This window comes from Stagnihabitans sp. (genome assembly GCF_964946895.1).
On sequence record NZ_CBBQHX010000005.1, the window covers coordinates 157,980 to 183,317 of the forward strand.

A 25,338-nucleotide genomic window follows, 5' to 3' on the forward strand; every position below is an offset into this window, starting at 1 on the left:
ATTGCAAACGAAAGCATTCAGCGTTAAACGACATCAAACGCAAGGAGGACGCGATGGCATTGCATATCAAACGGCAGGTGACTTTGGCTGTGGTGATCGGGTCGCGGGCCTTCTTCAGCCCCGCCCCCTGTCAGGACTCGCGCCGCGAGACCCTGGCGCATCTGGAGCGGCTGGGGATCAAGGCTTTGATCCTGCCTTATGAGGCCACGGCCAATGGCGCCGTGCAAAGCATCCCGGATGCGGAACTTTACGCCAGCTTCTTCAAGAGCCACCGGGATGAGATTGACGGGCTGGTGATCTGTTTGCCCAACTTCGGCGACGAAATTGCGATCTCTGAACTGGTGAACCGCGCCAAGTTGAACGTGCCGATCCTGCTGCAGGCCAGCAATGACGAGGTCGACAAGGTCTCGGTCAGCCAGCGCCGCGATGCCTTCTGCGGCAAGATCTCGGTGACGAACAACTTCTACCAATACGGCGTGCCGTTCACCGAAACCACCAGCCACACCTGCGACACCTCCTCGGCGGAGTTTGGTGCGGACCTTGAAAGGTTCTCGCGGGTGTGCCGGACGGTGAAGGGGCTTCGCGGCGCGCGGCTGGGGGCGATCGGGGCGCGGACCGGGGCGTTCCAGACCATGCGCTACAGTGAAAAGCTGTTGCAGGCCTCGGGCGTCACGGTCGTCACCGTCGATCTGTCCGAGATGATCGGGGCGGCGGGGCGGGTCAGTGACAGCGATGCCGAACTGATCACCAAGCTGGAGAAGATCAAGGCCTATGGCACCATCCCGGCGCATATCAAGCCAGAGCAGATTGCCAAGCAGGCCAAGTGGTCGCTGGCGGTAGACCGCTGGATTGAAGAGAACGAATGCGACGCCTCGGCCATCCAGTGCTGGCGGTCCTTGCAGGACAATTTCGGCTGCGCGACCTGCCTGACGATGAGCATGATGGGCGAGGAACTGATGCCAAGCGCCTGCGAGGTCGACATCATGGGCGCCTTGTCAATGTACGCCTTGGCGCTGGCAAGTGGAGCGCCACCGGCGATCCTCGACTGGAACAACAACTACGGCAATGAGGTCGACAAGTGCGTCTGCACCCATTGCGGCAACTTCCCCAAGAAGTTCATCGGCTCGACGCCAGAGATCAGCGAACTGGACGTGCTGGGCACCGTGATTGGCCGCGAAAAGTGCTTTGGCGCGGTCAAGGGCAAGGTGAAGGCGGGGGATATGACCTTCTTCCGGGTGTCGTCGGATGATCGCAAGGGTACGCTGAAGACCTATCTGGGGCAGGGGGCCTTCACGGATGATCCCTTCCCGATGGATGGCGGCATTGCGGTTTCCCACGTGAAAGACCTGCGCAAGCTGATGCGCTTTGTCACGCAAAACGGCTTTGAACATCACGTGGCGATGGTGCGCGGCCACCATGCCGATGTGGTGAACGAGGCTGTCACCCGTTACCTCAACTGGCCGATGTACCACCATGGCGCGGAAGCCGAGGTGCGGTTGTGACGAACGATCCGGTTCCGAACATCCAGGCCAAGGCGCTGTGGATGCGCCGCAGGGCGTTCCAGATGGTGTATGAGGCGCAACTGGGCCATCCCGGTGGCGACTTCTCGGCCATCGACATCATGGCGACGCTGTATTTTGGCGTGTTGAATTACGATCCCCAGCGCCCGGACTGGGCTGAGCGGGACCGTTTCATCATGTCCAAGGGACATGCAACCGGTGCGCTTTACACGGTCCTGTCGGCGGCTGGCTTCTTCCCGGACGATTTGCTTCTGACCTACATGGGCAACCGGTCGAAACTGAACGGCCATCCCAACCGCAACTATCTGCCGGGGGTTGAGACCAACACCGGGCCGTTGGGACATGGAATGCCCGTGGCCGCAGGGATCGCGATTGCAGGTCAGATCACCGGGGCCAACTACCGCACCTTCGTTCTGACCGGGGATGGCGAATTGCAGGAAGGCTCCAACTGGGAGGCGGCCAACCTTGCCGGCCACCGCAAGCTGTCGCACCTGACCCTGATCGTCGACCGGAACCGTTTGCAGCAGGGGGCCGGCACCGAAGAGACCATCACGATGGACCCTTTGGACGACCGCTTCCGCGCTTTTGGCTGGGATGTGGTGATGCTCGACGGCCATGATCACGCGGCCCTGCTGGCGGTGCTGTCGGCGCCACCGGGCGACAAGCCTCGGGCAGTGATCGCCAACACGGTCAAGGGCAAGGGCGTCTCTTTCATGGAGCATCAGGCCAAATGGCACCACGGGGTGCCCAATGCCGCGCAATTCGCGCAGGCGATGGAGGAACTGGTCTGATGGCGCATGCTGTTGAAACCGTGGGGCTTTATGACTGCCGCGATGCTTGGGTGAAAACCCTGGTCGCGTTGGCCGAGGCGGATGACCGCATCGTGACCGTGGTCAATGACTCGGTCGGATCGTCGAAACTTGGGGCCTTTCAGACGAAATTCCCCGACCGTCTGATCAACGTGGGGATTGCTGAGCAGTGCATGGTGGGCGTTGGCGCTGGTCTTGCCAATGGCGGGCGGATTCCCTTCGTCTCGGCGGCGTCGTGCTTTCTGACCGGGCGTTCGCTGGAGCAGGTGAAGGCGGACATCGCTTATGCCAATTTCAACGTGAAGCTGATCGGCCAATCCTCTGGCATCGCCTACGCGGAACTGGGGCCGACGCACCATTCCATCGAGGATTTCGCCTGGCTGCGCCCCTTGACCAACCTGACCGTGATCTGCCCCGCCGATGCGTGGGAGACGGCGGAGGCGGTGAAATGGGCGGCCGCGCATGAAGGCCCGGTCTATATCCGCCTGTCGCGGATGCCGGTGCCAATGCTGGATATTCCAAACCGAGTCTTCCGCCCCGGCAAGGCCGAACTGGTGCGAGAGGGGCATCAGGTTGCCATCCTCGCCTGCGGCACTACGGTGCATCTGGCAGCGGCGGCGGCGGACCTGTTGAAGGCTGAAGGCATCTTCGCACGGGTGCTGAACTTCTCAACCATCAACCCGCTTGATGAAGCGGCTCTTGATGCGGCCGCCGAGACCGGCGCGATCGTCACCGTCGAGGAGGCCGGCATTCGCGGCGGGCTTGGCGGGGCTGTGGCGGAATACACAGCCTCCAACCGGCCGGTTCCGGTGGAGCGGGTCGGGTTTCCGGGCTTCCTGCCGACCGGCTCGCTGGAGTATCTGTTCAAGGAAAATGGCCTGACCGCGGACGGCATCGCCGCCGCCGCACGGCGTTCGATGATCCGGGCCGCAAGATGAGCTTTGTGCTGGCGATTGACCAAGGCACGACCAACACCAAGGCTGTTCTGGTCGATGAGGGCGGGCAGATCGTCGCCCGCGCCTCAAGCCCGCTAACCACCGTCTATCCGCAGAACGGCTGGGCCGAGCAATCGGCCTCTGCCATCTGGGCCAGCGTTCAGGCGGTGATCGCCGATCTGGTGGCGCAGGCGACGGGCGAGATCAAGGCCATCGCCATCGCCAACCAGCGCGAGACTCTGGTCACCTGGGACGCTGACACCAGCCAGCCGATCCATCCCGCGATCATCTGGCAATGCCGCCGCACGGCAGAGGTCTGCGAGGGCCTGATCGCCGCTGGCTATGATGCGGCTGTCGTGGCCGCCACAGGCCTGGGGATCAACCCGCTGTTTCCGGCCTCCAAACTCGGTTGGGTGATGCGCCATGTGCCTATGACGCAGGCGCTGGCCGACAAGGGGACGTTGCGGGCGGGGACGGTGGATGCTTGGCTTTTGTGGAACCTGACCGGCGGGGCCAGCTTTGCCACCGACCATTCCAACGCCTCGCGCACGCAGCTGTTCGACACGGAAAAGCTGGCGTGGAGCACGGATCTGTGCGCCCTGTTCGGCGCGCCGATCAGCGCATTGCCGCAGCCCATGCCGTCGGACAGCCGGTTTGGCGCGACGGCGGAGACCACGGCATTGCCTGCCGGCGTGCCGATCCTTGCCATGATGGGCGACAGCCACGCCGCCCTGTACGGCCACGGCATCCGCGCGCCCGGCACCGTCAAGGCGACCTATGGCACCGGGTCCAGCCTGATGACCCTGACGCCGGGGCGGGTGGCCTCGTCCAACGGGCTGTCAGGCACGATTGCCTGGAGCGACAAGGCCGGCACGGCCTATGCGCTGGAGGGCAATATCACGGTCTCTGCCCAGGCGGCGGCTTTCATGGCACGTCTTCTGGGGCTGTCGGTGCAGGCCCTGTCGGATCTGGCGCAAACCGTGCCGGACAGTGGTGGCGTGGCCTTTGTCCCGGCGCTGGCGGGTCTCGGTGCCCCGCATTGGGATGACCATGCGACCGGCATTGTCACGGGCATGACCCACGGCACGACAAGTGCCCACTTGGCGCGGGCGACGTTCGAAGCGATCACCCTGCAAATCGCCGACGTACTGGCGGCGATGGAGCGCGACATGGGCCAAAGCCTTGCCACGCTGCGGGCGGATGGCGGTGCTTCGGCCAATCCGTTCCTGATGCAGCTTCAGGCCGATGTCCTGCAACGCCCCGTGCTGCAAAGCCCGGTGGAAGAGGTGGGCGCCCTTGGTGCCGCCGCCATGGCCTTTGCCCGTCTGGGCCATGCGATGCCACTGGAGCAATCGCCACCCGCCCGGTTCGAGCCCGGCCCCGAAAATCCCGCACGGACGCAAGTCTGGGCGCAGGCGGTGGCGCGGGCGAGAGCCAAGGTCTAGGGCGCGGGTTCGAGGGCTATGCTGCAGGTGCATGGCGGCTTGTCGGGAATGCAGGGTTATCGCTAACGGCCTGCGCCTGTATGCACAGGTATCCCAAAGGAAATCCCATGGCCGACGTGACCTATACCGCTGCCCAAAGCCGCCCGACGCAAGGGGCGGTGCTGATGGCGCTGGCCGTGCTGTTGTTTGCCTGCATGGATGTGACGACCAAGCATATGGCGCTGACCTACGCTGTGCCGCTGATCGTCTTTATGCGCTATGCGGGCAATCTCTTGGCCTTGCTCGCCGTATTCGGGCCGCGCAAGGGGCGCAGCCTGTTCGCCGTCCAACGGCGTGGATGGGTTCTGCTGCGGTCTGTCTGTCTGGCCTGCTCTTCGCTGTTCGCGGCATTGGCGTTCCAGCGGATGCCGGTGGCAGAGACGATTTCGATTGTCTTCCTTGCCCCCTTTGGCGTGATGCTCCTGGCCGGTCCCCTGCTGGGCGAGAAGGTGGGCCCTTTGCAATGGATGGCGGCTTTGCTGGGATTTGCCGGTGTGCTTCTGGTCGTGCGGCCGGGCAGCGGCCTTGACCCTTACGGCGTCCTGTTTGCGATGATCACTGCGGCGTCGAGCATCGTCTACAACATGCTGTCACGCTCGCTGGCCCGGTCCGAGACGACCGAGGCCATGCTGGTCTGGACCGCCATAGCCGGCACGGTGTTGTTTGGCGCGGCCCTGCCGTGGAGCCTGCCACCGGTCCTGCCCAGTGTCGTGGACCTTAGCCTGTTCGCCGCCATGGGCCTTCTGGCCACCGCCGGGCATTTCATGTTCACCCAAGCCTGCCGTGTCGCCCCGGCCTCTGTCATTGCCCCGGTCAACTACCTGCAACTGGTGTGGTCTGGTCTGCTGGGTGCGCTGGTCTTCGGCCAAGTGCCGGATCAGATCGGGCTGGTCGGCATCGGGCTGATCGCCCTGGGCGGGGTTTCGGCGGCGATTTGGCCGATGATCGCGCCACGCCTGATCCTCAGGGCTGAGGTCTGCTGAAGCGGCGGGCTTTTTCGGGTGATATGCCCAAATATCAGGCATATCTGAACAACCCGCCACCGCGCTTCACGCTTCCCCGTGCCCCCGACGGCTGTCATGCTAGGCAGGATGCAGAGTGCGGGTCCCACGGCCCGGCGGAGGTTTCATGTCGATCAAAGCGTCCATCTATCACCTGACCCACTACAAGTATGACCGCCCCGTCATCCTTGGCCCGCAGGTCATCCGCCTGCGGCCCGCGCCGCACAGCCGGACCAAGGTGATCTCGCACAGCCTGAAGGTGTCACCGGCCAACCACTTCGTGAACCACCAGCAGGACCCGTTCGGCAACTGGCTGGCGCGCTTCGTGTTTCCCGAACCGGTGACCGAGTTCAAGATCGAGGTTGATCTTGTGGCCGACATGACGGTCTACAACCCGTTTGACTTCTTCGTCGAGGATTACGCCGAACATTGGCCCTTCACCTATGCGTCCGACCTGACCGAAGATCTTGAGATTTACCGCCGGGCAGAGCCTGTCGGGCCGGAACTGGACGCTTTCCTGCGGATGGTCCCCAAGACCCGGACCCGTACCACCGATTTCGTGGTGATGCTGAACGCGATGATTTCCGGCAAGGTGCGTTACACGATCCGGATGGAACCCGGCGTGCAGACGCCCGAGGAAACGCTGTCGATCGGCAGCGGGTCGTGTCGCGACAGTTCGTGGTTGCTGGTGCAGGCGCTGCGCCATTTCGGCTTTGCGGCGCGGTTTGTGTCGGGCTACCTGATCCAGTTGAAGCCTGACCTCAAGGCCCTGGATGGCCCCTCGGGGACGGAGGTGGATTTCACCGACCTGCACGCCTGGGTCGAGGTCTATATTCCCGGCGCAGGCTGGGTGGGGCTTGATCCGACCTCGGGTCTTCTGGCCGGAGAAAGCCATATCCCGCTGGCGGCGACCCCGCACTACCGCTCCGCCGCGCCGATTTCGGGGCTGGCCAGCTTCGCCGAGGTGGAATTCGCTTTTGACATGAAGGTGGCCCGAGTGGCCGAACACCCGCGCATCACCAAACCCTTCAGTGAGGAAAGTTGGAACGATATCAACGCTTTGGGGCATAAAGTTGATGCAGTGCTTGAAGCGGGTGACGTGCGTCTTACCATGGGCGGCGAACCGACCTTCGTGTCGATCGACGACTATCAGGGTGAGGAATGGAACACCGCCGCCGTCGGTCCTACCAAGCGCGCCAAGGCCGACGAGTTGATCCGACGCCTGCGCAGTCGCTTCGCGCCCGGGGGCTTTCTGCACTATGGTCAGGGCAAATGGTATCCCGGCGAAACCCTGCCGCGCTGGACCTTCTCGCTGTACTGGCGCAACGATGGCCAGCCGATCTGGCAGAACCCGGCCCTGATCGCCGAAGAGGGCGCGCAGACTGGCGTCACCCCGCTGGATGCGCAGGAATTGCTGCGTGAGATTGCAGCCGAGCTGGATCTTGAAGAGGAGAACATCCTTCCCGCCTATGAGGACCCGGCCACTTGGCTGGTCAAAGAGGCGAACCTGCCCGCCAATGTCACCCCCGCCAATTCCGAGTTGAAGGACGCCGAGGCGCGGCACCGTTTGGCGACCGTCTTCAATCGTGGCCTCAATGAGCCGTCAGGCTTCATCCTGCCGGTGCAAAGCTGGCAAAGCCGCGCCTACGGTAAACGCTGGCGGTCGGAAAAGTGGCGGCTGCGGCGCGGCTACATGTTCCTTGTGCCCGGCGACAGCCCGGTCGGCTACCGCCTGCCGCTGGAAAGTCTGCCGTGGATCCCCGCCTCCTCCTATCCCTACATCAACCCGACCGATCCCACGGTGGAACGGCCCCCTTTGCCCCCCGTTGCCCCCTTGGACGCCGAGCGCAAATCGCAGCCGAGGGCAAGCTTTGTCGCCAACGCGCCGCAGGGTGACCAGATCAACCAAGGCTCGCCCATCATGGAGGTGGACGGCTATATCCGAACCGCCTTGTCCGTCGAACCCCGCGACGGGCGGCTTTGTGTCTTCATGCCGCCGGTGGTCAGCCTTGAAGATTACCTCGACCTTCTCCACGCCGCCGAGGCCGCCGCCAACCGCCTGGGCCTGCCGGTTCACATCGAGGGCTACGCCCCCCCCCATGACCCGCGCCTGAACGTGATCCGGGTGGCACCCGATCCGGGGGTGATCGAGGTCAACATCCACCCCGCCCGCACTTGGCAAGACTGCGTGGATATCACCACGGCAGTTTATGAAGAGGCCCGCCAGTCCCGGCTTGGGGCTGACAAGTTCATGATCGACGGCAAGCATGCCGGAACCGGCGGCGGCAACCATGTTGTGGTGGGCGGGGCCACGCCCAACGACAGTCCCTTCCTGCGCCGCCCCGATCTGCTCGCCAGCCTGATCCTGCACTGGAACCGGCATCCGTCATTGTCGTACCTGTTCTCGGGCCTTTTCATCGGCCTGACCAGTCAAGCCCCGCGCATGGACGAGGCGCGGCATGATGCCCTGTATGAGATGGAGATTGCGCTTAGCCAGATCCCCGCGCCGGGGCAGGGCAATCCGCCGCCCGCGTGGCTGGTGGACCGGCTCTTGCGAAACATGCTGACCGACAGTACCGGCAACACCCACCGGTCGGAAATCTGCATCGACAAGCTTTACTCCCCCGATGGGCCAACGGGCCGCCTTGGTCTGGTGGAATTCCGTGGCTTCGAGATGCCGCCGGATGCGCGGATGAGCCTTGCGCAACAACTGCTGCTTCGCGCGCTGATCGCCCGCTTCTGGAACGCCCCGGCCAAGGGCGAGATGACCCGCTGGGGCACTGCCCTGCACGACCGCTTCATGCTGCCGCATTACGTCTGGCAGGACTTCCGCGATGTGCTGGCCGACCTGCGCCAGCACGGTTTCCCGATGCAAGAGGACTGGTTCGAGGCGCAGGCCGAGTTCCGCTTCCCCTTCTGTGGCGAGGTCACCTATGATGGCGTCCATCTGGAGCTGAAACAGGCGCTGGAGCCGTGGCACGTGCTGGGCGAAACCGGGGCCTTGGGCGGCACGGTGCGCTATACCGACAGCTCGACCGAGCGTTTGCAGGTCAAGCTGTCCGGCGGCAATCCCGGCCGCTACACCGTGACCTGCAATGGTCGCGCCTTGCCCTTGGCGGATGTCGGGGGCGGTCAGGCCGTGGCGGGGGTGCGCTACAAGGCCTGGCAACCGGCGACCGCGATGCATCCGGTGCTGCGCATCGACGCGCCCCTGACGTTTGACATCTATGATACCTGGTCGAACCGGGCGCTTGGCGGCTGCACCTATCACGTCAAGCACCCCGGCGGGCGCAGCTACGACACCTTTCCGATCAACGGCAACGAGGCCGAGGCGCGCAGGCTGGCCCGGTTCCAGCCCTTTGGTCATACGGGAGGTTTCTATACGCCTGCCTCGGAACGTGTCTCGAATGAGTTCCCGATGACACTTGACCTCCGCCGCCCCATCGGGCTCTAACCGATGAGCCCTGATGATCGCAAACATCCTGCAAAACCTGTCATGCCGACTTCCGGCAAGGCGGGTGCAGGGGCCGCGTCGGGGCCAGAGGAGCGGGCGGGTTTGGACAAGCTGAAAGCGGAAGCCGGCAAGGGCGAGGCGACGAATGCCGTGGCCGGTAAGCCGGGTACCGGCCTGCCGGGATCTGCGAAGTCTGACCCCGGGAAGTCTGACCCCGGGAAGTCTGCGCCGGGCTGGGCCGAGATTGTCCGGACCGAAGCCGAAAAGGCTGCAGCGGAAAAGGTCGCTGAAAAGCTTGCCGCGGAACATGCCAAGGTCGCCAGACTGGCGCAGGCTCTTAAGACGTACAGGCCGCTGACCGCTACGCCGGATGAAATGGTCGACGACACCGGCACATTGCGTCCGCTGTGGAGCGACTTTGCCAAGGCCTTTGCCGAGCTTACACCGGAAGACATCGACCGCCGCACCGCAAGAGCCGAGCAGTATCTGCGCGACTCCGGCGTGTTCTACCGCCAATACGGCGGCGGTGAATCCGTCGAACGGCCTTGGCCCCTGTCGCCCATCCCGGTGCTGATCGCGGAATCCGATTGGGAGACGCTGGTCCCCGGCCTGATCCAGCGCGCCGAACTGCTTGAGGCGCTGATGGCCGACCTGTACGGCGAAAACCGTCTGGTCGAGGGCGGGCATCTGCCGCCCAGCCTGATCACCGCCAACCCCGAATGGCTGCGGCCCATGGTCGGCATCACCCCGCAGTCCGGTCACTACCTGCATTTTCTGGCCTTCGAGATTGGCCGTGGCCCGGATGGCCAATGGTGGGTGCTGGCCGATCGCACCCAAGCGCCTTCGGGCGCGGGCTATGCCTTGGAAAACCGCGTCGCCACCTCGCGCGCGTTCAACGAGCTTTATGCGCAGGGTCACGTCCACCGCCTGGCGGGATTCTTCCGCGACTTCCGCGACGCGCTTCTGGGTCTGCGGCAGGACAGGGACGCCCGCGCCGCGATCCTGACACCGGGGCCCCTGAACGAGACCTATTACGAACACGCCTACATTGCCCGTTACCTTGGCATCACGCTGGTGCAGGGCGAGGATCTGGTGGTGGAAAACGGCCGCCTGATGGTGCGCACGGTTTCGGGGCTCAAGCCCGTCGATGTGCTGTGGCGGCGGCTGGACGGAAGCTACGCCGACCCGGTGGAGTTGAACGCGGCCTCTCGGCTTGGCACGCCGGGCATGGTTTCCGCCCTGCGGGCCAATGGGCTGACGATGGTCAACGCGTTAGGCTCTGGCATTCTGGAAACCCGGGCGCTGATGGCTTTCCTGCCCAGCCTTGCGCCCCGACTGGTCGGCGCGGCGCTGAAGCTGCCCAACATCGCGACATGGTGGTGCGGCGGGGCAGCGGAACGCGCCGAAGTGGCCGAGGCGCCCAAACGCATGCTGCTGTCCCCGGCCCTGGCCACCGGCCTGCCCTTTGACCGTCAGGAAGAGATCATTGCTGCCGCGACCCTGTCGGCCAAGGACCTGAAAGCCAAGCTGGAGGCCGAGGGCAGGGGGCTGGTGGCGCAAGAGGCCGTCACCCTGTCCACCACGCCGGCGCTGGTCGATGGCAAACTGGCGCCGCGCCCAATGACACTGCGCGTGTTTCTGGCGCGTACACCCGAGGGTTGGCAGGTCATGCCCGGCGGTTTCGCCCGCATCGGCTCCACCCCCGACCCCACGGCGATTGCCTTGCAGCGGGGCGGGACGGCGGCGGATGTCTGGATCGTCTCGCCCAAGGAAGTGCCCGCCGTCTCGATGGTGCCCACCGTCACGGGGCCATTCCGGCGCATGGGACCCGGGGCCTTGCCGTCGCGGGCGGCGGACAATCTGTTCTGGCTGGGCCGCTATATCGAGCGGACCGAAGGGCTGGTGCGCCTGCTGCGCGCCCGCAACATCCGGCTGGCAGAGACCGGGGCTGCGGCCGCGCCGATCCTTGCCGCGCTGCAACCCTTGTTCAAATCGCGCGGCATCGACCCGGTGCCGGGAATTCCGCCGGGCCTGTTGGACACGCTGGCGGCGGCGATTGCCAGCGCGGGGCAGGTGCGTGACCGCTTCTCGCCCGACGCTTGGCAGGCGCTGGTCGATATCAACAAGACCGCCCGCCGCATGGCCTTGCAGGTGACGGCAGGGGATGATGCCGCGCGTGCCTTGTCAGCCCTGCTGCGCAAACTGGCGGGCATTACCGGGCTTGTGCATGAAAACATGTACCGCTTCATGGGCTGGCGCTTCCTGACCATCGGCCGGTTGCATGAACGGGCCATGGGGATGACCGAAATCCTTGCCGTGCTGGCCGATGAAAAAGCCGCACCGGGTGCCTTGGACCTTGCCATCGAATTGGGCGACTCGGTCCTGACCCACCGCCGCCGCTTTACCGTGGCCACCTCGCGCGATACGGTCATCGACCTGCTGGCGCTGGACCCGATGAACCCCCGCTCTGTCCGCCACCAGATCGAGGCGCTGGACGAACAGGTCCGCATGCTGCCGGGGGCCGAGGAAAACGGTGTCCTCTCACCCCTCGCCCGCGCCATGCTGCGCTGCCAGACTGACCTTGCCACGCAAGAGCCAGAAACCCTGACCACCGCCGCGCTTTGGGCGTTCCGGGGCCAGGTGGCGGCGCTGTCGAACCTTGTCACAGAGGCGTACCTGCGCTGATGGAATATGATCTGCGCCTTGTGATCCGATATGACTTTGACCGGCCCACCGGGGCGGGGCGGCAATTGCTACGCATTCAGCCGGCCAGTATGGCTGCCCAGCAAATCGTGCTGTCCTGCGACATCGCCATCACCCCCGATCCCTCTGAACGGCGCGAGTTCACAGACTTTTTCGGCACAAAGGTGCTGGAAGTCGTCATGGCACCCGGTCTGACCAAATGCGAGATTGCGATGACCGCCAAGGTCGTCCGCCAGCCCTTGGGGCAGGAGCTGGACATGTCGCCCCCGCTTGACCGTCTGTGCGCGGAGCTGGAAGAGATCACCGAGATCGGCGCCACCTCGCCGCACCATTTCCTGTCCGCCTCGCCCCGCATCGCGCAGGACGCGGACATTGCCGCCTTTGCGCGGGATGCGGTGAAGGGGGCGCAAACCACAAGGGCTGCGATTGCCGCCGTCGGCAACGCGCTTCACAGGTACATGACCTTTGACGGCAAGGCGACCGAGGTCGACACGCCGCCCGCCGAGGCGTTCCGGCTGAAACGCGGCGTCTGTCAGGACTTTGCCCAGATCATGATCGCCGGCCTGCGCAGCCTTGGTATTCCTGCGGCCTATGTCGGTGGCTTCCTGCGCACCCTGCCGCCGCCCGGCAAACCGCGGCTGGAGGGGGCGGACGCCATGCATGCCTGGGTCCGGGCCTGGGCCGGGGCCGAGGCCGGCTGGCTCGACCATGACCCGACCAACGCGGTCTTCGCCGACACCGATCACATCTGCGTGGGACATGGCCGCGATTATGGCGACGTGGCCCCGGTCACCGGTGCCTTGCGGATGGATGGCGGGCAAAAGGGCAGCCACGCGGTCGATCTGATCGAGCGTCCGGCGGTCAGACGCCACGCCTAGCGGGAGGCTGCCACGGCTCTACCATAGGCTGCAGGTGACGCAGCGCCGCCTCACCCGCTCGGCGATTATCTTTGCCCCACTTGGCCTTGCCCCCCGAATCTCTGTAAGGTATGCGCTGTTGCCCGTCTGGTGGGCTTGCGGTTCGAGGGTCCGATGCAACATTACGAATACCGTGTGGTGCCAGCGCCGCGCAAAGGCGAAAAGGCCCGTGGTCTGAAAACCGGCGAAGAGCGGTTTGCTTTTGCGCTGACCGGGCTGATGAACCGCATGGGGGCGGAAGGCTGGGAATACCAGCGTGCCGATACCCTGCCGATGGATGAACGGGTGGGGCTGACCGGTTCGAAGACCTCGTTCCAGACGCTTCTGGTGTTCCGCCGTCTGGCCGAGGATCTTGGCAGCGAGGTGGTCGAGACCACGATGGGCCAATTGCGCCTGACCTCGCTTGAGCCGGGAACGGTTGGCTCTCCGCTGTTGGGGGCAGCAATCCAGCCGGTGGGGGCCGCCCCGGCCTTAGGCCCGGCCAACCCCGATCTTGCGGCGGAATAGTCAGGCCAGATCGGCCAGCGCCAGCGGCAAGGCTGCCGCGAAGGCCGCCATCGAAGGCTCATCCCCGATGCTGACCCGGATGCAGCGGTCCAGCGGCGCAATCCCGGGCATCCGCACAAAGATATCCCGGGCGATCAACGCCTTGAGCAGGGCGCGGGCATGGTCGCCATCGCCCAAGCAGTCCATCGTGACGAAGTTGGTGGCCGAGGGCAGGGGGCGCAATCCGTTATCGCGTGCGATCTGGCCCAGGTGCTGCCGCCCGGCCTCGGCCCATCGCCGCACCGCCTGCAGGTGAGCCTTGTCGCCAAGGGCTGCAATCCCTGCAGCCTGCACCACCCGCCCCACGCCGAAATGGTTGCGCACCTTGTCGAAGGCCTGCGCCAGATCGGGCGCCGCCAAGGCATAGCCCAACCGCAGCCCCGCCATGCCATGCGCCTTGGAGAAGGTGCGAAAGCGGATCACCCTTGGGTCATCGGCGGCCACCTGCGCCTCGGTCCCCTCGGGGGCCAGTTCGACATAGGCCTCGTCCAGCGCCAGAAGACAGCCGTCCGGCAGCGCCTCGATCATCTTGGAAATCACGGCGGCCGGATGATGGCTGCCCATCGGATTGTCGGGGTTGGCAAGATAGATCAACCGCGCCCCGGTCTGCCGGGCCAAGGCCACCAGCGCGTCGGGGTCCTCGAAATCTCCGGCATAGCGGGCGCGGTGCAGGGTGCCGCCAAAGCCCGCGACATGGAAGTTGAAGGTCGGATAGGCCCCAGCAGAGGTCACCACGCCATCACCCGGCGCGACCAGCAGCCGCACCAGCAGCCCCAACAGCGCGTCGATGCCCTCGCCCACCACGACATGGGCCGCGCTTACGCCATGATGCGCGGCAATCGCGGCCTTCAGGTCAAAGCATTCCGGATCGCCATACATCCAGACATCCTGCGCCGCCGCCCGCAGCGCCGCCACCGCAGCAGGAGAGGGGCCGAACAGGCATTCGTTCGCGCCAAGCCGGGCCGCGAAGGCCCGTCCACGCGCGCGTTCTTGTGTCTCGGGCCCGACAAAGGGCACGGTGGAGGGCAGGCTTGCCGCCAGGGGTGTCAGGATCGGTGGTGTCATGCCGCCAAATCTGCCTCGGAACCGCCGGTGGTTGCAATCCCCCCGGCGTGCGAAGTGTGACCTGTCTCAGTCCGGCGTGCCGTGCGGCCCCGTCAGTGCTTGTGGCCGTGGGTCAGCTTCAGGACATTCCATTCGCGCCAGACCAGCACGATCATGATCAGATCAAGCACGGTCAGCACCAGAAAGCCCAGACTGCCGAAGGTCAGGAATTCATGGAACTGATAGATCACGAAGCCTGCCAGCAGCGCCATCGCCCCCGGATAGGCCCACAGGATGCGCCGGGCCAGCATCAGAACCATCAGGAACTTGATCGCGCCATGGCCCAGAAGGTACAGCGCGTAAAAATGCTGATCGGTCACCGTGAACTTGGCAGCCAGCCCATGCACGACCTGCGCCATGTCGGCATCCGGATTGTCGGTCAGGTGATTGCGCAGTGCCCAACCGACAAAGTTCAGGATCGTGAGGTTCGGCGTGAACAGCAGGCCCAATCCGCCCAGACTCTCGCCTGCCGCGAACAGGCCTTTCAGGACGAGGCTCGCCTCGAACAGCCAGTGCAGTAGTTTCCCGAGCCGGCTGGTCGGATTGATCAACATGTCACCCTCGTTCCGCCCCCATCAGTCCTGGCCGCGGAACGGCTGAACATATTGCAGGGCCATATCCCACGGGAAGAATATCCAGGTATCCTGTGACACTTCCGTGATGTAGCTGTCGACCATCGGCTTGCCCGAGGGTTTTGCATAGACCGTGGCGAAATGCGCCTTGGGATATAGGCGGCGCACCAGTTCCAGCGTCTTGCCGGTATCGACCAGATCATCGACAATCAGAATGCCGGTGCCGTCGCCCATCAGCTCGGGCTGCGGGGCCTTGGTCACAATGGCTTCGGCCGCCTGCGACTGGTGAGAGTAGCTTTTCACGCTGATCGTATCGACCACGCGGATGTCCAACTCGCGGCTGACGATCATCGCCGGTACCAGCCCGCCGCGCGTGATGCCCACCACGGCGCGCCAGGCGCCATTGTCGGGGCCCTTGCCATCCAGCCGCCACGCCAGGGCGCGGGCATCCCGGTGGATCTGGTCCCAGCTGACGTGGAAGCCTTTTTCATGCGGCAAGCGGTCGATCATGGTATCCTCGGAAGGTTGTCAGAAAGCGGCGATCTTGATCCCCAGGAGAGCAAGCAATCCTCCCAGGGTGCGGTCAATCACCGTTTTCAAGCTGATATAGGCATGCCGCGCGCGGTTGAAAGAGAAAATCCGTGCGACGGCGGAATTCCACAGGGTTTCGTTCACAAAGACAACACACAGCAGGGCGGCATAGACCCAAGCCGGCGTACCCTGCGGCACGGTGCCCAGAAAGATCGCCGAAAACAGAACGGCGGGTTTGGGGTTGGACAACTGGGTCCACAGGCCCAGCCGGAAGGCGGCAAGGTCCCCCCGTGGCACCAGCGTCTCGGTGGAGGCGATCGGCTGATCCGCATCGCGCCACAGGCCCCAAGCCATCCACAACAAATACGCCGCCCCGCCCAGCCGCAACGCCCACAGCAGCGAGGGGGCCGCCTGAAACACCAGGTTCAGCCCGAACAGCGCCGCCGACGCCCAGACCACGCCGCCGACGCCAATGCCCGTCGCCACGAAGATCCCGGCCCGCAAACCCTCGGTCAAGCCGATGCGCGCCGACATCAGCACCGCAGGACCCGGGCTGAACGCCACCATCAGATGCATCAAGGCGACGGTCAGGAAGGCCGCGAGTGTCATTGCCCGTCTTTGCGCCCCGTCACCACGTCGATGTCCGGCGCGTCAACCGCCTTCATTCCGACGACGTGATAGCCCGCATCGACATGCAGATTCTCGCCTGTGGTCCCCGAGCCAAGGTCGGACAGCAGGTACAAGGCGGCCTTGCCGACCTCTTCCTGATCGACGTTGCGGCGCAGGGGCGAGTTCAGTTCATTCCACTTCATGATGTACCGGAAGTCGCCGATCCCGGACGCGGCCAGTGTCTTGATCGGCCCGGCAGAGATCGCGTTGACGCGGATGCCGTCCTTGCCCAGATCCTCGGCCAGATACTTGACCGAGGCTTCAAGGGCGGCCTTGGCAATGCCCATCACGTTGTAGTGCGGCATGACCTTTTCGGCCCCGTAGTAGGTCAGCGTCAGCAGGCTGCCACCGTCCGTCATCATCGCCGCAGCCCTGCGGCTGACGGAGGTGAAGGAATAGACCGAGATGTCCATCGTCATCGCAAAATTTGCCTTCGACGTGTCGACATAGCGGCCGCGCAACTCATTCTTGTCGGAAAAGCCGATGGCGTGGACCAGAAAGTCGATCTTGCCCCATTTTTCGGCCAGCCGGGCGAAAAGGGCATCGATAGACTCCTCGTTGCCGACGTCGCATTCCACCATCTCTGACATGCCGATCGACGCGATCAGCGGGTCGACGCGCTTTTTCAACGCCTCACCCTGATAGGAGAAGGCCATCTCGGCCCCGTGGTCCGCCAGTGTCTTGGCAATGCCCCAGGCAATCGATTTGTCGTTCGCCAGACCCATGATGAGCCCGCGCTTGCCTGCCATAAGTCCAGTTGACATTCGGTCTTCCCCAGCCACCCTATCCGCTGGACCCGGTGTAGGCGAAAGCTGTTGCTGCATCAAGGGCAGGGCTGACGTGAGGGAAGGAACCACGAATGGACAGAACAGGCATCTTTGCAGGGGATGACCCCTTTGCCTTGGCCAAGGCATGGTTGGCTGAAGCCGAAGCCACCGAGATCAACGATCCCAATGCCATGGCCCTCGCCACGGTGGACGAGGCGGGCCTGCCCAACGTCCGCATGGTGCTTCTGAAAGACATCGAGGATGCGGCTTTCGTGTTCTACACCAACTATGGATCAAAAAAGGCGCTCGAGGCCGAGGGCGCCGGCAAGGCGGCCTTCGTGATGCACTGGAAATCCCTGCGCCGGCAGATTCGCGTCCGTGGCCTGATCACGCGCGAGGAGGGGCCGCAGGCGGATGACTACTACGCCTCGCGCAGCCTGAAATCCCGCTTGGGGGCCTGGGCCAGCCAGCAATCACAGCCCCTCGCCTCGCGCGCCACGCTGATGGCCGAGGTGGCCAAGGTCACCCTGGTGCAGGGCCCCAACCCCAAGCGTCCGCCCTTCTGGGGCGGCTTGCGCATCACCCCGGTCGAGATCGAATTCTGGGCGGATGGCGCCTTCCGCCTGCATGACCGCTTCCGGTGGACACGGCCCGATTCTTCCAGCCCATGGTCGGTGGAACGCCTCAATCCATAAGGCAAGCTTTTTATCAACAGGTAAAAACTATTCCTTAGGATAGGACGTCGCCCCTTTCGCATCTTTGCCTCTTGCATGTTCGTTTTTGTTCGAGTCATGCATGTGCTTGCGAGACTTACACCGGAAAATACCGCGCATTATGGAAGACGAAGACAAGGCGCCCTTGGCCATTCAGGGACGGGTAAAATGGTTTGATCCCGGCAAGGGGTTTGGCTTCATCGTCGCCGATGAGGGCGGATCTGACATACTGCTTCACGCCAATGTGTTGCGGAATTTCGGGCAAAGCTCGGTCTCGGATGGCGCCGCGATCACGGTGAAGGTGCAAAAGACCCCGCGCGGCCAGCAGGCGGTCGAGGTGCTGGACATTGCCCCGCCACCCGGTGCGCAATTGAACCTGACGGAAGAAGACGGTGCGGTTCCAGAGGATTACACCGATCTGGCGCTGGAACCGGCGCGGGTGAAGTGGTTTGACAAGGACAAGGGATTCGGCTTTGCCAATGTTTTCGGGCGGTCGGAAGATGTGTTCGTTCACGTGGAAGTCTTAAGGGTGTCGGGTTTTGCCGACCTTCAGGCGGGCGAGGCGGTGTGCCTGCGCATCATGGAGGGCAAGCGGGGCCGGATGGCAGTGCAGGTGGTGTCATGGGAAGGTGCTTTGCGTCGCGGCTGATGGCTGTTGCGTTCATGATGGGGATGGCGGGCGCGGCCGATGCCGACTGTGCGCCGGACGCGGTGGATTTGCGCTGGACCGGCGGTCAGGCCCGCTTCTCGGTCGAGATTGCCGACACCGATGCCCTGCGCGAAAAGGGTCTGATGAACCGCGATCACATGGCCGCCTCGCAGGGGATGCTCTTTGTCTTCTCTGCGCCGGAACATGCGTTCTTCTGGATGAAGAACACGCTGATCCCGCTGGATATGGTCTTTGCCGACCAGACGGGCCGCGTGACCGTGGTGCACCCCAATGCAGTGCCGGGCGACCTTACGCCGATCGACGGTGGTCTTGGCGTAGAATATGTCCTTGAAATAAATGGCGGATTGGCGGCGCGCATGGGTATCGTGCCGGGTGCAGACCTGCGTGCGGCGCGGATTGATCCGGCCAAGGCAGCGTGGAGCTGCGCCAACTAGGCCAGCAATTGCGTCTGAATGCGCAGCAGGCGCTTTTCATCGGCGGCTAAACCCGCTAGGAAGCGACAAGGTACGGAGTGTAGCGCAGTCTGGTAGCGCATCTGGTTTGGGACCAGAGGGTCGGAGGTTCGAATCCTCTCACTCCGACCACCTTCCTCAAGGCCAAAGGGTCCACAAGGACCGGCGACGCGCGACCAAGGTCGGATCGGTCTTGGTGTCAGGTTGCAGGAATTGACAAGCGGCGCCATACGGCCCCAGACTTGCCCCGATCTCCCCAGACGCCATATTTGGGGAAAGGAGACGCCATGACCCTGTCCTTCCAGCACTCTTACGCCCGCGATCTGCCGGGCACTTATCTGCGCGATCGGCCTGCCGTGGCGCCCGCGCCGCGCCTTCTGGTGCTGAACGAGGCCCTGGTGCGTGATCTTGGGCTGGACATTCAGGACCTGGCCGACAATGCCGCCCTTTGGTTTTCCGGCGCAGCCTTGCCCGACGGGGCTGACCCGATTGCGCTGGCCTATGCCGGCCATCAGTTCGGCGGGTTTTCGGCGCAGTTGGGCGACGGGCGGGCGCATTTGCTGGGCGAACTGGTCACGCCGCGGGGACGCTTTGATCTGCAGCTCAAGGGCTCGGGCCGCACGCCGTTTTCGCGCGGTGGCGATGGCAAGGCGGCGGTCGGGCCGATGCTGCGTGAATACCTGATCTCTGAGGCGATGGCCGCGCTTGGCGTGCCCACCACGCGGTCCCTGGCGGTGGTGGCAACCGGCGAGGCGATCTGGCGCGACAGCGGCAAGCTTCCGGGGGCCGTTCTGGCGCGGATTGCGGCCAGCCACATCCGCGTCGGCACCTTCCAGTTCTTCGCGGCCCGGGGCGATACCGCGACCCTCAAGACTCTCACCGCCTATACCATCGCACGGCATTATCCCCATCTGGCCCCGGATGACGCGCTTGGCCTGTTTGACGCCGCAACCGCCCGTCAGGTCGATCTGATCGCCGCATGGATGGGCATGGGGTTCATCCATGGCGTGATGAACACGGACAACATGGCGCTGTCGGGCGAGACGATCGACTACGGCCCCTGCGCCTTCATGGAGGCCTATGCCCCGGGCACTGTCTTCTCCTCGATCGACCGGCAGGGACGCTATGCCTATGCCAACCAGCCGCAGATCCTCGCCTGGAACCTGTCGCGGCTGGCCGAGGCGCTGCTGCCGCTGATCGACCCTGATGAAAGCCGCGCGGTCGAGATTGCCAACGCCAGGCTGGACGCCATCGCCCCCGCCTATCGCAAGGCGTGGGAGGCCGTGATGCGCCGGAAGTTGGCCCTTTGCGAGGATGATCCTAAGGGCGGCGCGCTGGCTGATGCGTTCCTGCAGGCCATCACCGGCGCCGACTGGACCCTGTCGTTCCGCCGCCTCGCCGAGGCCGCCGAAGGGCGCGAGGCGGCATTGCTGGCACTGCTGCCGGATCCGGCCCCGCTGATGGCCTGGCTGCCGGCGTGGCGGTCGCGACTGGGGCCCGACGCCCCGGCCCGCCTGCGCGCCGCCAACCCGGCCCTCATCCCGCGCAATCACAAGGTCGAAGAGGCGCTGGACGCCGCGACCCTTGGCGATATGACCCCCTTCACCGCCCTTCTGGCCGCCCTCCGCACGCCCTTCGCCATCGATCAGGGCCGCGAGGGATTTGCCTTGCCGGCCCCGTCCGGCTTTGGCCCCTATGTTACCTTCTGCGGCACCTGACCCTTTCAGACTTGCACAAATATCCCCGCCGGAGGCTTCTGCGGCCCGACCAAGGCGTTGACGGCAGGGGCTTGCCTGGCGTCATATGGCGCCATGAACCCGCGCTCCGAGATCCATGACCGTCTGGCCGCCTCTTTGCGAGAGGCGCGCAAAGCGCGTGGCCTCAGCTTGGATGCGGTGGCCAAACTCTCGGGGGTCAGCCGCTCGATGGTCAGCCAGATCGAGCGTGGCGAATCCTCGCCCACCGTGGCCACGCTGTGGAATCTGACCCAAGCCCTGCAAGTCGATTTCGCCGGCCTGCTGGAGGGCCGCCCCGCCCCCGGCATCGAGGTGATGCGGGCCGATGCCGCCCCGATCATCGCCGGCCGCGGCCGCAATCTGGTGATCCGCATCCTGTCGCCTGCCGAAGCCGTCGGAGAGCACGAGATGTACGATCTGACCTTCGGTGCGGAGGGCGATCTGGTCAGCGATCCGCATTCTCCGGGCTGCCGTGAACAACTGACGGTGATCGAAGGGCAAATCCGCGTGATTTCCGGCGAGGAGGAAACCCGTCTTGGCCCCGGCGACACCGCCCGCTATCCCGCCGACCGCCCGCACGCGATCCACGCCGCGGCGGCGGCGCGGGCCATTCTGATCGTGCAGGACAGCTGATACCGCCGGGGGTTTCACACCCCCGGACCCCCGTGGGATATTTGGGCCTGAATGAAGGGGAAAGGTGTCCTGCATTACGGATGTGTATCCGTTATATTGACATACGCGTCCGTTTGCACGACATTCCGCTAAATTGGAGGAAATTCCGCCATGTCAGACATTTTTCTGGACCACCTGAAACAGACCCTCGCGGGGATCGAGGCCGAGGGCCTGATGAAGCGCGAACGGCTGATAGACGGCGCGCAGGGGGCGCGGATTTTGGTGGGCGGGCGAGAGATGCTCAACCTTTGTGCAAACAATTACATGGGGTTATCGGACGATCCTCGACTAATTTCTGCGGCCAAGGCGGCACTGGACAGCCACGGCTACGGCATGGCTTCGGTTCGGTTCATTTGCGGGACGCAAGGTTTGCACCGGCAGTTGGAGCAGCGGTTGGCAGAGTTTCTGCGGATGGAGGATTCGATTCTGTTCGCCGCCTGCTTTGATGCCAATGGCGCGGTGTTCGAACCCTTGCTGGGCGAGGCGGATGCGGTGGTCTCGGACAGTCTGAACCATGCCAGCATCATTGACGGGATCCGGCTGTGCAAGGCCCGGCGGTTTCGCTTTCAGAACAATGACATGGCGGACCTGGAGCGGCAGTTGCAGGCGGCGCGCGACGGGGGCGCGCGGTTTGTTCTGGTGGTGACGGACGGGGTTTTCTCGATGGACGGCACCTTTGCCAATCTGGGCGAAGTCAGCCGTCTGGCCACGGCCTATGGCGCTTTGGTCATGGTTGATGACTGCCATGCGACGGGGTTTGTCGGTCCGCAGGGCCGGGGCACTCCAGCGCGGGCAGGGGTGCAGGTGGACATTCTGACCGGGACACTCGGCAAGGCGTTGGGGGGGGCTTTGGGGGGGTATATCGCAGGGCCGCAGCCGGTGATTGACCTGCTGCGGCAGAGGGCACGGCCCTATCTGTTCTCCAACGCCCTGCCGCCGGTGGTGGTGGGGGCGGCGCTGGCGGCTTTGGATATTGTCGAAGCTGCCGACGATCTGCGCGCGCAACTGGTTGAGAATGCAGCGTATTGGCGCGCAGGGCTGGACGCCTTGGGCTTCCGTTTGCTGCCCGGCAGTCATCCGATCGTGCCGGTGATGATAGGCGAGGCGCCACTGGCGCAGGCTTTTGCGCGGGCTTTGGATGCGCGGGGTGTGATGGTCTCGGCTTTCTTCTTTCCGGTGGTGCCGCGCGGGCTGGCGCGGATCAGGACGCAGATGAATGCGGCGCTGACGCGGGACGATCTCGATTTCGGGCTGGAGGCCTTTGCGGATGCGGGGCGTGAGGTGGGGGTGCTGTCATGAAGGCTTTGGTCAAGGCTGCGGCAGAGGTGGGGCTTTGGGCGGAAGAGCGCCCGGTGCCCGACATCGGGCCGGAGGATGTGCTGATCCGGGTCAAGAAAACCGGCATCTGCGGCACCGACATTCACATCTGGAACTGGGACGAATGGGCTGCGAAGACGGTGCCGGTCGGGCTGGTGACGGGGCATGAGTTCGCGGGTGAGATTGTTGAGAAAGGCGCGTTGGTTCAAGGGCTTGAGATCGGGCAACGCTGCTCGGGCGAGGGGCATCTGATCGGCAAGCTGAGCCGCCAGAGCCGGGCCGGACGCTTCCACCTTGACCCTGCGACGCGAGGGATTGGCGTCAATGAACCGGGGGCCTTTGCGGAATATCTGCGGCTGCCGGCCTTCAACGTGGTGCCCTTGCCGGATGCGATTGATGATGACATCGGCGCGATCCTCGACCCTTTGGGCAATGCGGTGCATACGGCGTTGTCCTTCGATCTGGTGGGCGAGGATGTCCTGATCACAGGGGCCGGGCCGATCGGCATCATGGCGGCGGCGGTGGCACGCCATGTCGGGGCACGGCATGTGGTGATCACGGACGTCAATCCGGCGCGGCTGGAGCTTGCGGCGCAGGTCGCGGATGTGACGCCGGTGAATGTGGCCAAGGAAGACCTGCGCGCGGTGCAAGGCCGGCTCAAGATGGCGCAAGGCTTTGATATCGGGATGGAAATGTCTGGAAATCAGCAGGCGTTGGATCAGATGATCGACAGCCTGGTCATGGGCGGCAAGATCGCCATGCTGGGGATTCCGCCGGGGAAATCGCCGGTCGACTGGAGCCGGATCGTGTTCAAGGCGATCACCATCAAGGGCGTTTACGGGCGGGAGATCTTCGAGACCTGGTACAAGATGATCGCCATGCTGGAAAACGGGTTGGACGTTCGCAAGGTGATCACCCACCGCTTCAAGGCGGCGGACTTCGTGCAGGGGTTCGAGGTGATGCGCTCGGGACTGTCCGGCAAGGTCGTGCTGGACTGGACCTGAACAAATCGAGCGCTTCGCGCAAGCCTTTTGTCTCGCCTCTGGCCTGCGGCCAACCGGCTCGGACGCTGCGCTCCGCGGGGAGTATTTGGGAAGAAGCAAGCCGCAAGTGCTTCTTTCCATTGCTCCTTTGGAAATACTCTCGGGGGGTGAAGCCGAAGGCGAGGGGGGCAGACGGCCCCCCTTCTTAGGTCAGGGCACCGTCGGCGGCGATGCGGGTCTTGCCGCCGAGGTAGGGGTGCAGTGCGACCGGCAGGTCGACCGAGCCGTCGGCCTGCTGGCCGTTTTCCAGCACCGCGATCAGGCAGCGGCCGACGGCGAGGCCGGAGCCGTTCAGGGTGGCCACGAACTCGGGCTTGCCGCCGGCGCTGCGGCAGCGGGCGTTCATGCGGCGGGCCTGGAAGGTGCCGCAGGTGCTGACCGAGCTGATTTCACGGTATTTGTTCTGGCCGGGCAGCCAGACTTCCAGGTCGTGGGTCTTTTGCGCGCCAAAGCCCATGTCACCGGTGCACAGCACGATGGTGCGGTAGGGCAGGCCCAGTTTTTCCAGGATCGCTTCGGCGCATTTCGTCATGCGGTCGTGTTCGGCCAGCGCGGTTTCGGGGCTGCAGATCGTCACCATCTCGACCTTCTCGAACTGGTGCTGGCGCAGCATGCCGGTGGTGTCCTTGCCCGAGCTTCCGGCCTCGCTCCGGAAGCATTGGGTATGGGCGGTCATCCGGATAGGCAGTTGATTTACCTCAAGAATATCGCCCGCGACCGAGTTGGTCAGGGTGACTTCCGAGGTGGGGATCAGCCACCAGCCATTGGTGGTCTGATAGCTGTCCTCGGCGAATTTCGGCAACTGGTTGGTGCCGTACATCGCCTCTTCCTTGACCAGAACCGGGGTCCAGGTTTCCACAAGGCCGTGTGCTTCGACGTGGGTGTCGAGCATCAGTTGCGCCAGGGCGCGGTGGACGCGGGTCACGGCACCTTTGAGCACGACAAAGCGGCTGCCCGACAGTTTGGCCGCGGTGGCGAAATCCATGTTGGGCGCTATGCCCTTGATATCGAAGTGTTCCTTTGGCGTGAAGTCGAAGTTCTTGGGGTTGCCCCAGCGGTGGATCTCGACATTGTCCGCCTCGTCGCGGCCGGTTGGCACTTCGTCGAGCGGCAGGTTGGGGATGGTCAGCAGGAGGTTGCGCAGGGCGGCATCCTCGGCGGCGGCTTCTTCGGTAAGGCGTTGAATTTCGGCCTTTTTCTCTGTCACCAGGGCGCGCAGGCGGTCGAATTCGGCGTCATCGCCACGGGCCTTGGCGGCGCCAACCTCTTTGGAGGCGCGGTTTTGGTCGGCGGTGGCGGTTTCGGCGGCGAGGATCTTGGCCCGGCGGTCTTCATCCAGCGCCAGCACCTGAGAGGACAGGCCCGACAGTCCACGGCGCGAGAGGGCCGCGTCGAAGGCGGCGGGGTTTTCACGGATGGCGCGGATGTCGTGCATGATGGCTACCTTCTAGTGGCATATGCGCCCCATATGCCCGATCCTGCGGTGTTGGAAAAGCCAAGAATGCCGCGTCATTTTGCTGTCGTTTGCCCGCAGGGTTTGCGTAGGGTTTTTGTAGCTACAGTGCGTTCGGTGGCTTTGCAGGGTCTTCACCTTGAAAAGCGCGGGTCAAGGCGACATCTGCGGGGGGCAGGCGGGGTCCTTTGCCCGTCTTGGGCCTGCCTTGCACCTGCCCCCCCGAGGCTATAGGGTGCGGCAAAATTTCCGGGTGGCTGGCGCCGTCCC

General features: G+C 64.4%; 22 protein-coding genes and 1 tRNA gene. 17 read left to right on the forward strand and 6 right to left on the reverse strand.

Annotated elements, in window-relative coordinates; translation table 11 throughout:
• Nucleotides 1–53: 53 nt before the first annotated feature.
• The 9 genes from AC1Y2B_RS05145 to AC1Y2B_RS05185 all read left to right on the forward strand — a co-directional run bounded on the left by AC1Y2B_RS05145 (nt 54) and on the right by AC1Y2B_RS05185 (nt 13,330).
• Nucleotides 54–1,502, forward strand: a complete 1,449-nt coding sequence (locus AC1Y2B_RS05145; protein ID WP_482251989.1) for an L-fucose/L-arabinose isomerase family protein — start codon at nt 54–56, stop codon at nt 1,500–1,502.
• The gene (locus AC1Y2B_RS05150) at nt 1,499–2,311 is read left to right on the forward strand and encodes a transketolase (protein WP_482251990.1); all 813 of its coding nucleotides are present in this window, start codon (nt 1,499–1,501) and stop codon (nt 2,309–2,311) included. Before AC1Y2B_RS05145 ends, AC1Y2B_RS05150 begins: the two co-directional genes overlap by 4 nt.
• Entirely contained in the window at nt 2,311–3,267 is a 957-nt protein-coding gene (locus tag AC1Y2B_RS05155) for a transketolase family protein (RefSeq protein WP_482251991.1), read from the forward strand. Before AC1Y2B_RS05150 ends, AC1Y2B_RS05155 begins: the two co-directional genes overlap by 1 nt.
• Nucleotides 3,264–4,709, forward strand: coding sequence for an FGGY-family carbohydrate kinase (locus AC1Y2B_RS05160; RefSeq protein WP_482251992.1), 1,446 nt, complete (start codon nt 3,264–3,266; stop codon nt 4,707–4,709). Before AC1Y2B_RS05155 ends, AC1Y2B_RS05160 begins: the two co-directional genes overlap by 4 nt.
• Nucleotides 4,710–4,816: 107 nt before the next feature.
• Complete coding sequence (locus AC1Y2B_RS05165; RefSeq protein WP_482251993.1) at nt 4,817–5,731, forward strand: DMT family transporter; 915 nt, start codon at nt 4,817–4,819, stop codon at nt 5,729–5,731.
• Nucleotides 5,732–5,876: 145 nt separating this feature from the next.
• Nucleotides 5,877–9,203, forward strand: coding sequence for a transglutaminase family protein (locus AC1Y2B_RS05170; RefSeq protein ID WP_482251994.1), 3,327 nt, complete (start codon nt 5,877–5,879; stop codon nt 9,201–9,203).
• Nucleotides 9,204–9,245: 42 nt separating this feature from the next.
• Nucleotides 9,246–11,888, forward strand: a complete 2,643-nt coding sequence (locus AC1Y2B_RS05175; RefSeq protein WP_482251995.1) for a circularly permuted type 2 ATP-grasp protein — start codon at nt 9,246–9,248, stop codon at nt 11,886–11,888.
• Complete coding sequence (locus AC1Y2B_RS05180; protein WP_482251996.1) at nt 11,888–12,784, forward strand: transglutaminase family protein; 897 nt, start codon at nt 11,888–11,890, stop codon at nt 12,782–12,784. Before AC1Y2B_RS05175 ends, AC1Y2B_RS05180 begins: the two co-directional genes overlap by 1 nt.
• Before the next feature lie 153 nt (nt 12,785–12,937).
• The gene (locus AC1Y2B_RS05185; protein ID WP_482251997.1) at nt 12,938–13,330 is read left to right on the forward strand and encodes a DUF4177 domain-containing protein; all 393 of its coding nucleotides are present in this window, start codon (nt 12,938–12,940) and stop codon (nt 13,328–13,330) included.
• Here the strand turns inward: AC1Y2B_RS05185 and AC1Y2B_RS05190 are convergent, their stop codons facing one another.
• The 5 genes from AC1Y2B_RS05190 to fabI form a co-directional block, all read right to left on the reverse strand.
• A complete protein-coding gene (locus AC1Y2B_RS05190) occupies nt 13,331–14,434 on the reverse strand; it encodes a pyridoxal phosphate-dependent aminotransferase (protein WP_482251998.1) in 1,104 nt (367 codons plus the stop codon).
• 92 nt (nt 14,435–14,526) lie between these two features.
• A complete protein-coding gene (locus AC1Y2B_RS05195; protein ID WP_482251999.1) occupies nt 14,527–15,027 on the reverse strand; it encodes a DUF2127 domain-containing protein in 501 nt (166 codons plus the stop codon).
• 21 nt (nt 15,028–15,048) lie between these two features.
• Entirely contained in the window at nt 15,049–15,555 is a 507-nt protein-coding gene (gene gpt / locus AC1Y2B_RS05200) for a xanthine phosphoribosyltransferase (RefSeq protein ID WP_482252000.1), read from the reverse strand.
• 18 nt (nt 15,556–15,573) lie between these two features.
• Nucleotides 15,574–16,185 (reverse strand): LysE family translocator, encoded by a 612-nt coding sequence (locus AC1Y2B_RS05205; RefSeq protein ID WP_482252001.1) that lies wholly within the window; start codon nt 16,183–16,185, stop codon nt 15,574–15,576.
• Nucleotides 16,182–17,009, reverse strand: coding sequence for an enoyl-ACP reductase FabI (fabI, locus tag AC1Y2B_RS05210; RefSeq protein ID WP_482252002.1), 828 nt, complete (start codon nt 17,007–17,009; stop codon nt 16,182–16,184). Before fabI ends, AC1Y2B_RS05205 begins: the two co-directional genes overlap by 4 nt.
• A gap of 95 nt (nt 17,010–17,104) precedes the next feature.
• Here fabI and pdxH point away from each other — a divergent pair, with 95 nt between their 5' ends.
• The 8 genes from pdxH (at nt 17,105) to tdh (ending at nt 23,576) form a co-directional block, all read left to right on the forward strand.
• Nucleotides 17,105–17,707, forward strand: coding sequence for a pyridoxamine 5'-phosphate oxidase (pdxH, locus tag AC1Y2B_RS05215; RefSeq protein WP_482252003.1), 603 nt, complete (start codon nt 17,105–17,107; stop codon nt 17,705–17,707).
• Nucleotides 17,708–17,846: 139 nt separating this feature from the next.
• Nucleotides 17,847–18,374, forward strand: coding sequence for a cold-shock protein (locus AC1Y2B_RS05220; RefSeq protein WP_482252004.1), 528 nt, complete (start codon nt 17,847–17,849; stop codon nt 18,372–18,374).
• Nucleotides 18,374–18,829, forward strand: a complete 456-nt coding sequence (locus AC1Y2B_RS05225; protein ID WP_482252005.1) for a DUF192 domain-containing protein — start codon at nt 18,374–18,376, stop codon at nt 18,827–18,829. Before AC1Y2B_RS05220 ends, AC1Y2B_RS05225 begins: the two co-directional genes overlap by 1 nt.
• 73 nt (nt 18,830–18,902) lie before the next feature.
• Nucleotides 18,903–18,979, forward strand: a tRNA-Pro gene (locus tag AC1Y2B_RS05230).
• Nucleotides 18,980–19,134: 155 nt separating this feature from the next.
• Nucleotides 19,135–20,565 (forward strand): protein adenylyltransferase SelO, encoded by a 1,431-nt coding sequence (locus tag AC1Y2B_RS05235; protein WP_482252006.1) that lies wholly within the window; start codon nt 19,135–19,137, stop codon nt 20,563–20,565.
• A gap of 93 nt (nt 20,566–20,658) precedes the next feature.
• The gene (locus AC1Y2B_RS05240; protein ID WP_482252007.1) at nt 20,659–21,216 is read left to right on the forward strand and encodes a helix-turn-helix domain-containing protein; all 558 of its coding nucleotides are present in this window, start codon (nt 20,659–20,661) and stop codon (nt 21,214–21,216) included.
• A 150-nt stretch (nt 21,217–21,366) separates the two neighbouring features.
• Complete coding sequence (locus AC1Y2B_RS05245; RefSeq protein WP_482252008.1) at nt 21,367–22,554, forward strand: glycine C-acetyltransferase; 1,188 nt, start codon at nt 21,367–21,369, stop codon at nt 22,552–22,554.
• Nucleotides 22,551–23,576, forward strand: coding sequence for an L-threonine 3-dehydrogenase (gene tdh / locus AC1Y2B_RS05250; protein ID WP_482252009.1), 1,026 nt, complete (start codon nt 22,551–22,553; stop codon nt 23,574–23,576). The genes AC1Y2B_RS05245 and tdh overlap by 4 nt, the downstream gene beginning before the upstream one ends.
• A 184-nt stretch (nt 23,577–23,760) precedes the next feature.
• Here tdh and serS read toward each other — a convergent pair whose 3' ends face one another.
• Nucleotides 23,761–25,050: a serine--tRNA ligase gene (gene serS, locus AC1Y2B_RS05255; protein ID WP_482252010.1), complete on the reverse strand. Its 1,290-nt coding sequence runs from the start codon at nt 25,048–25,050 to the stop codon at nt 23,761–23,763.
• Between the last annotated feature and the right edge of the window lie 288 nt (nt 25,051–25,338).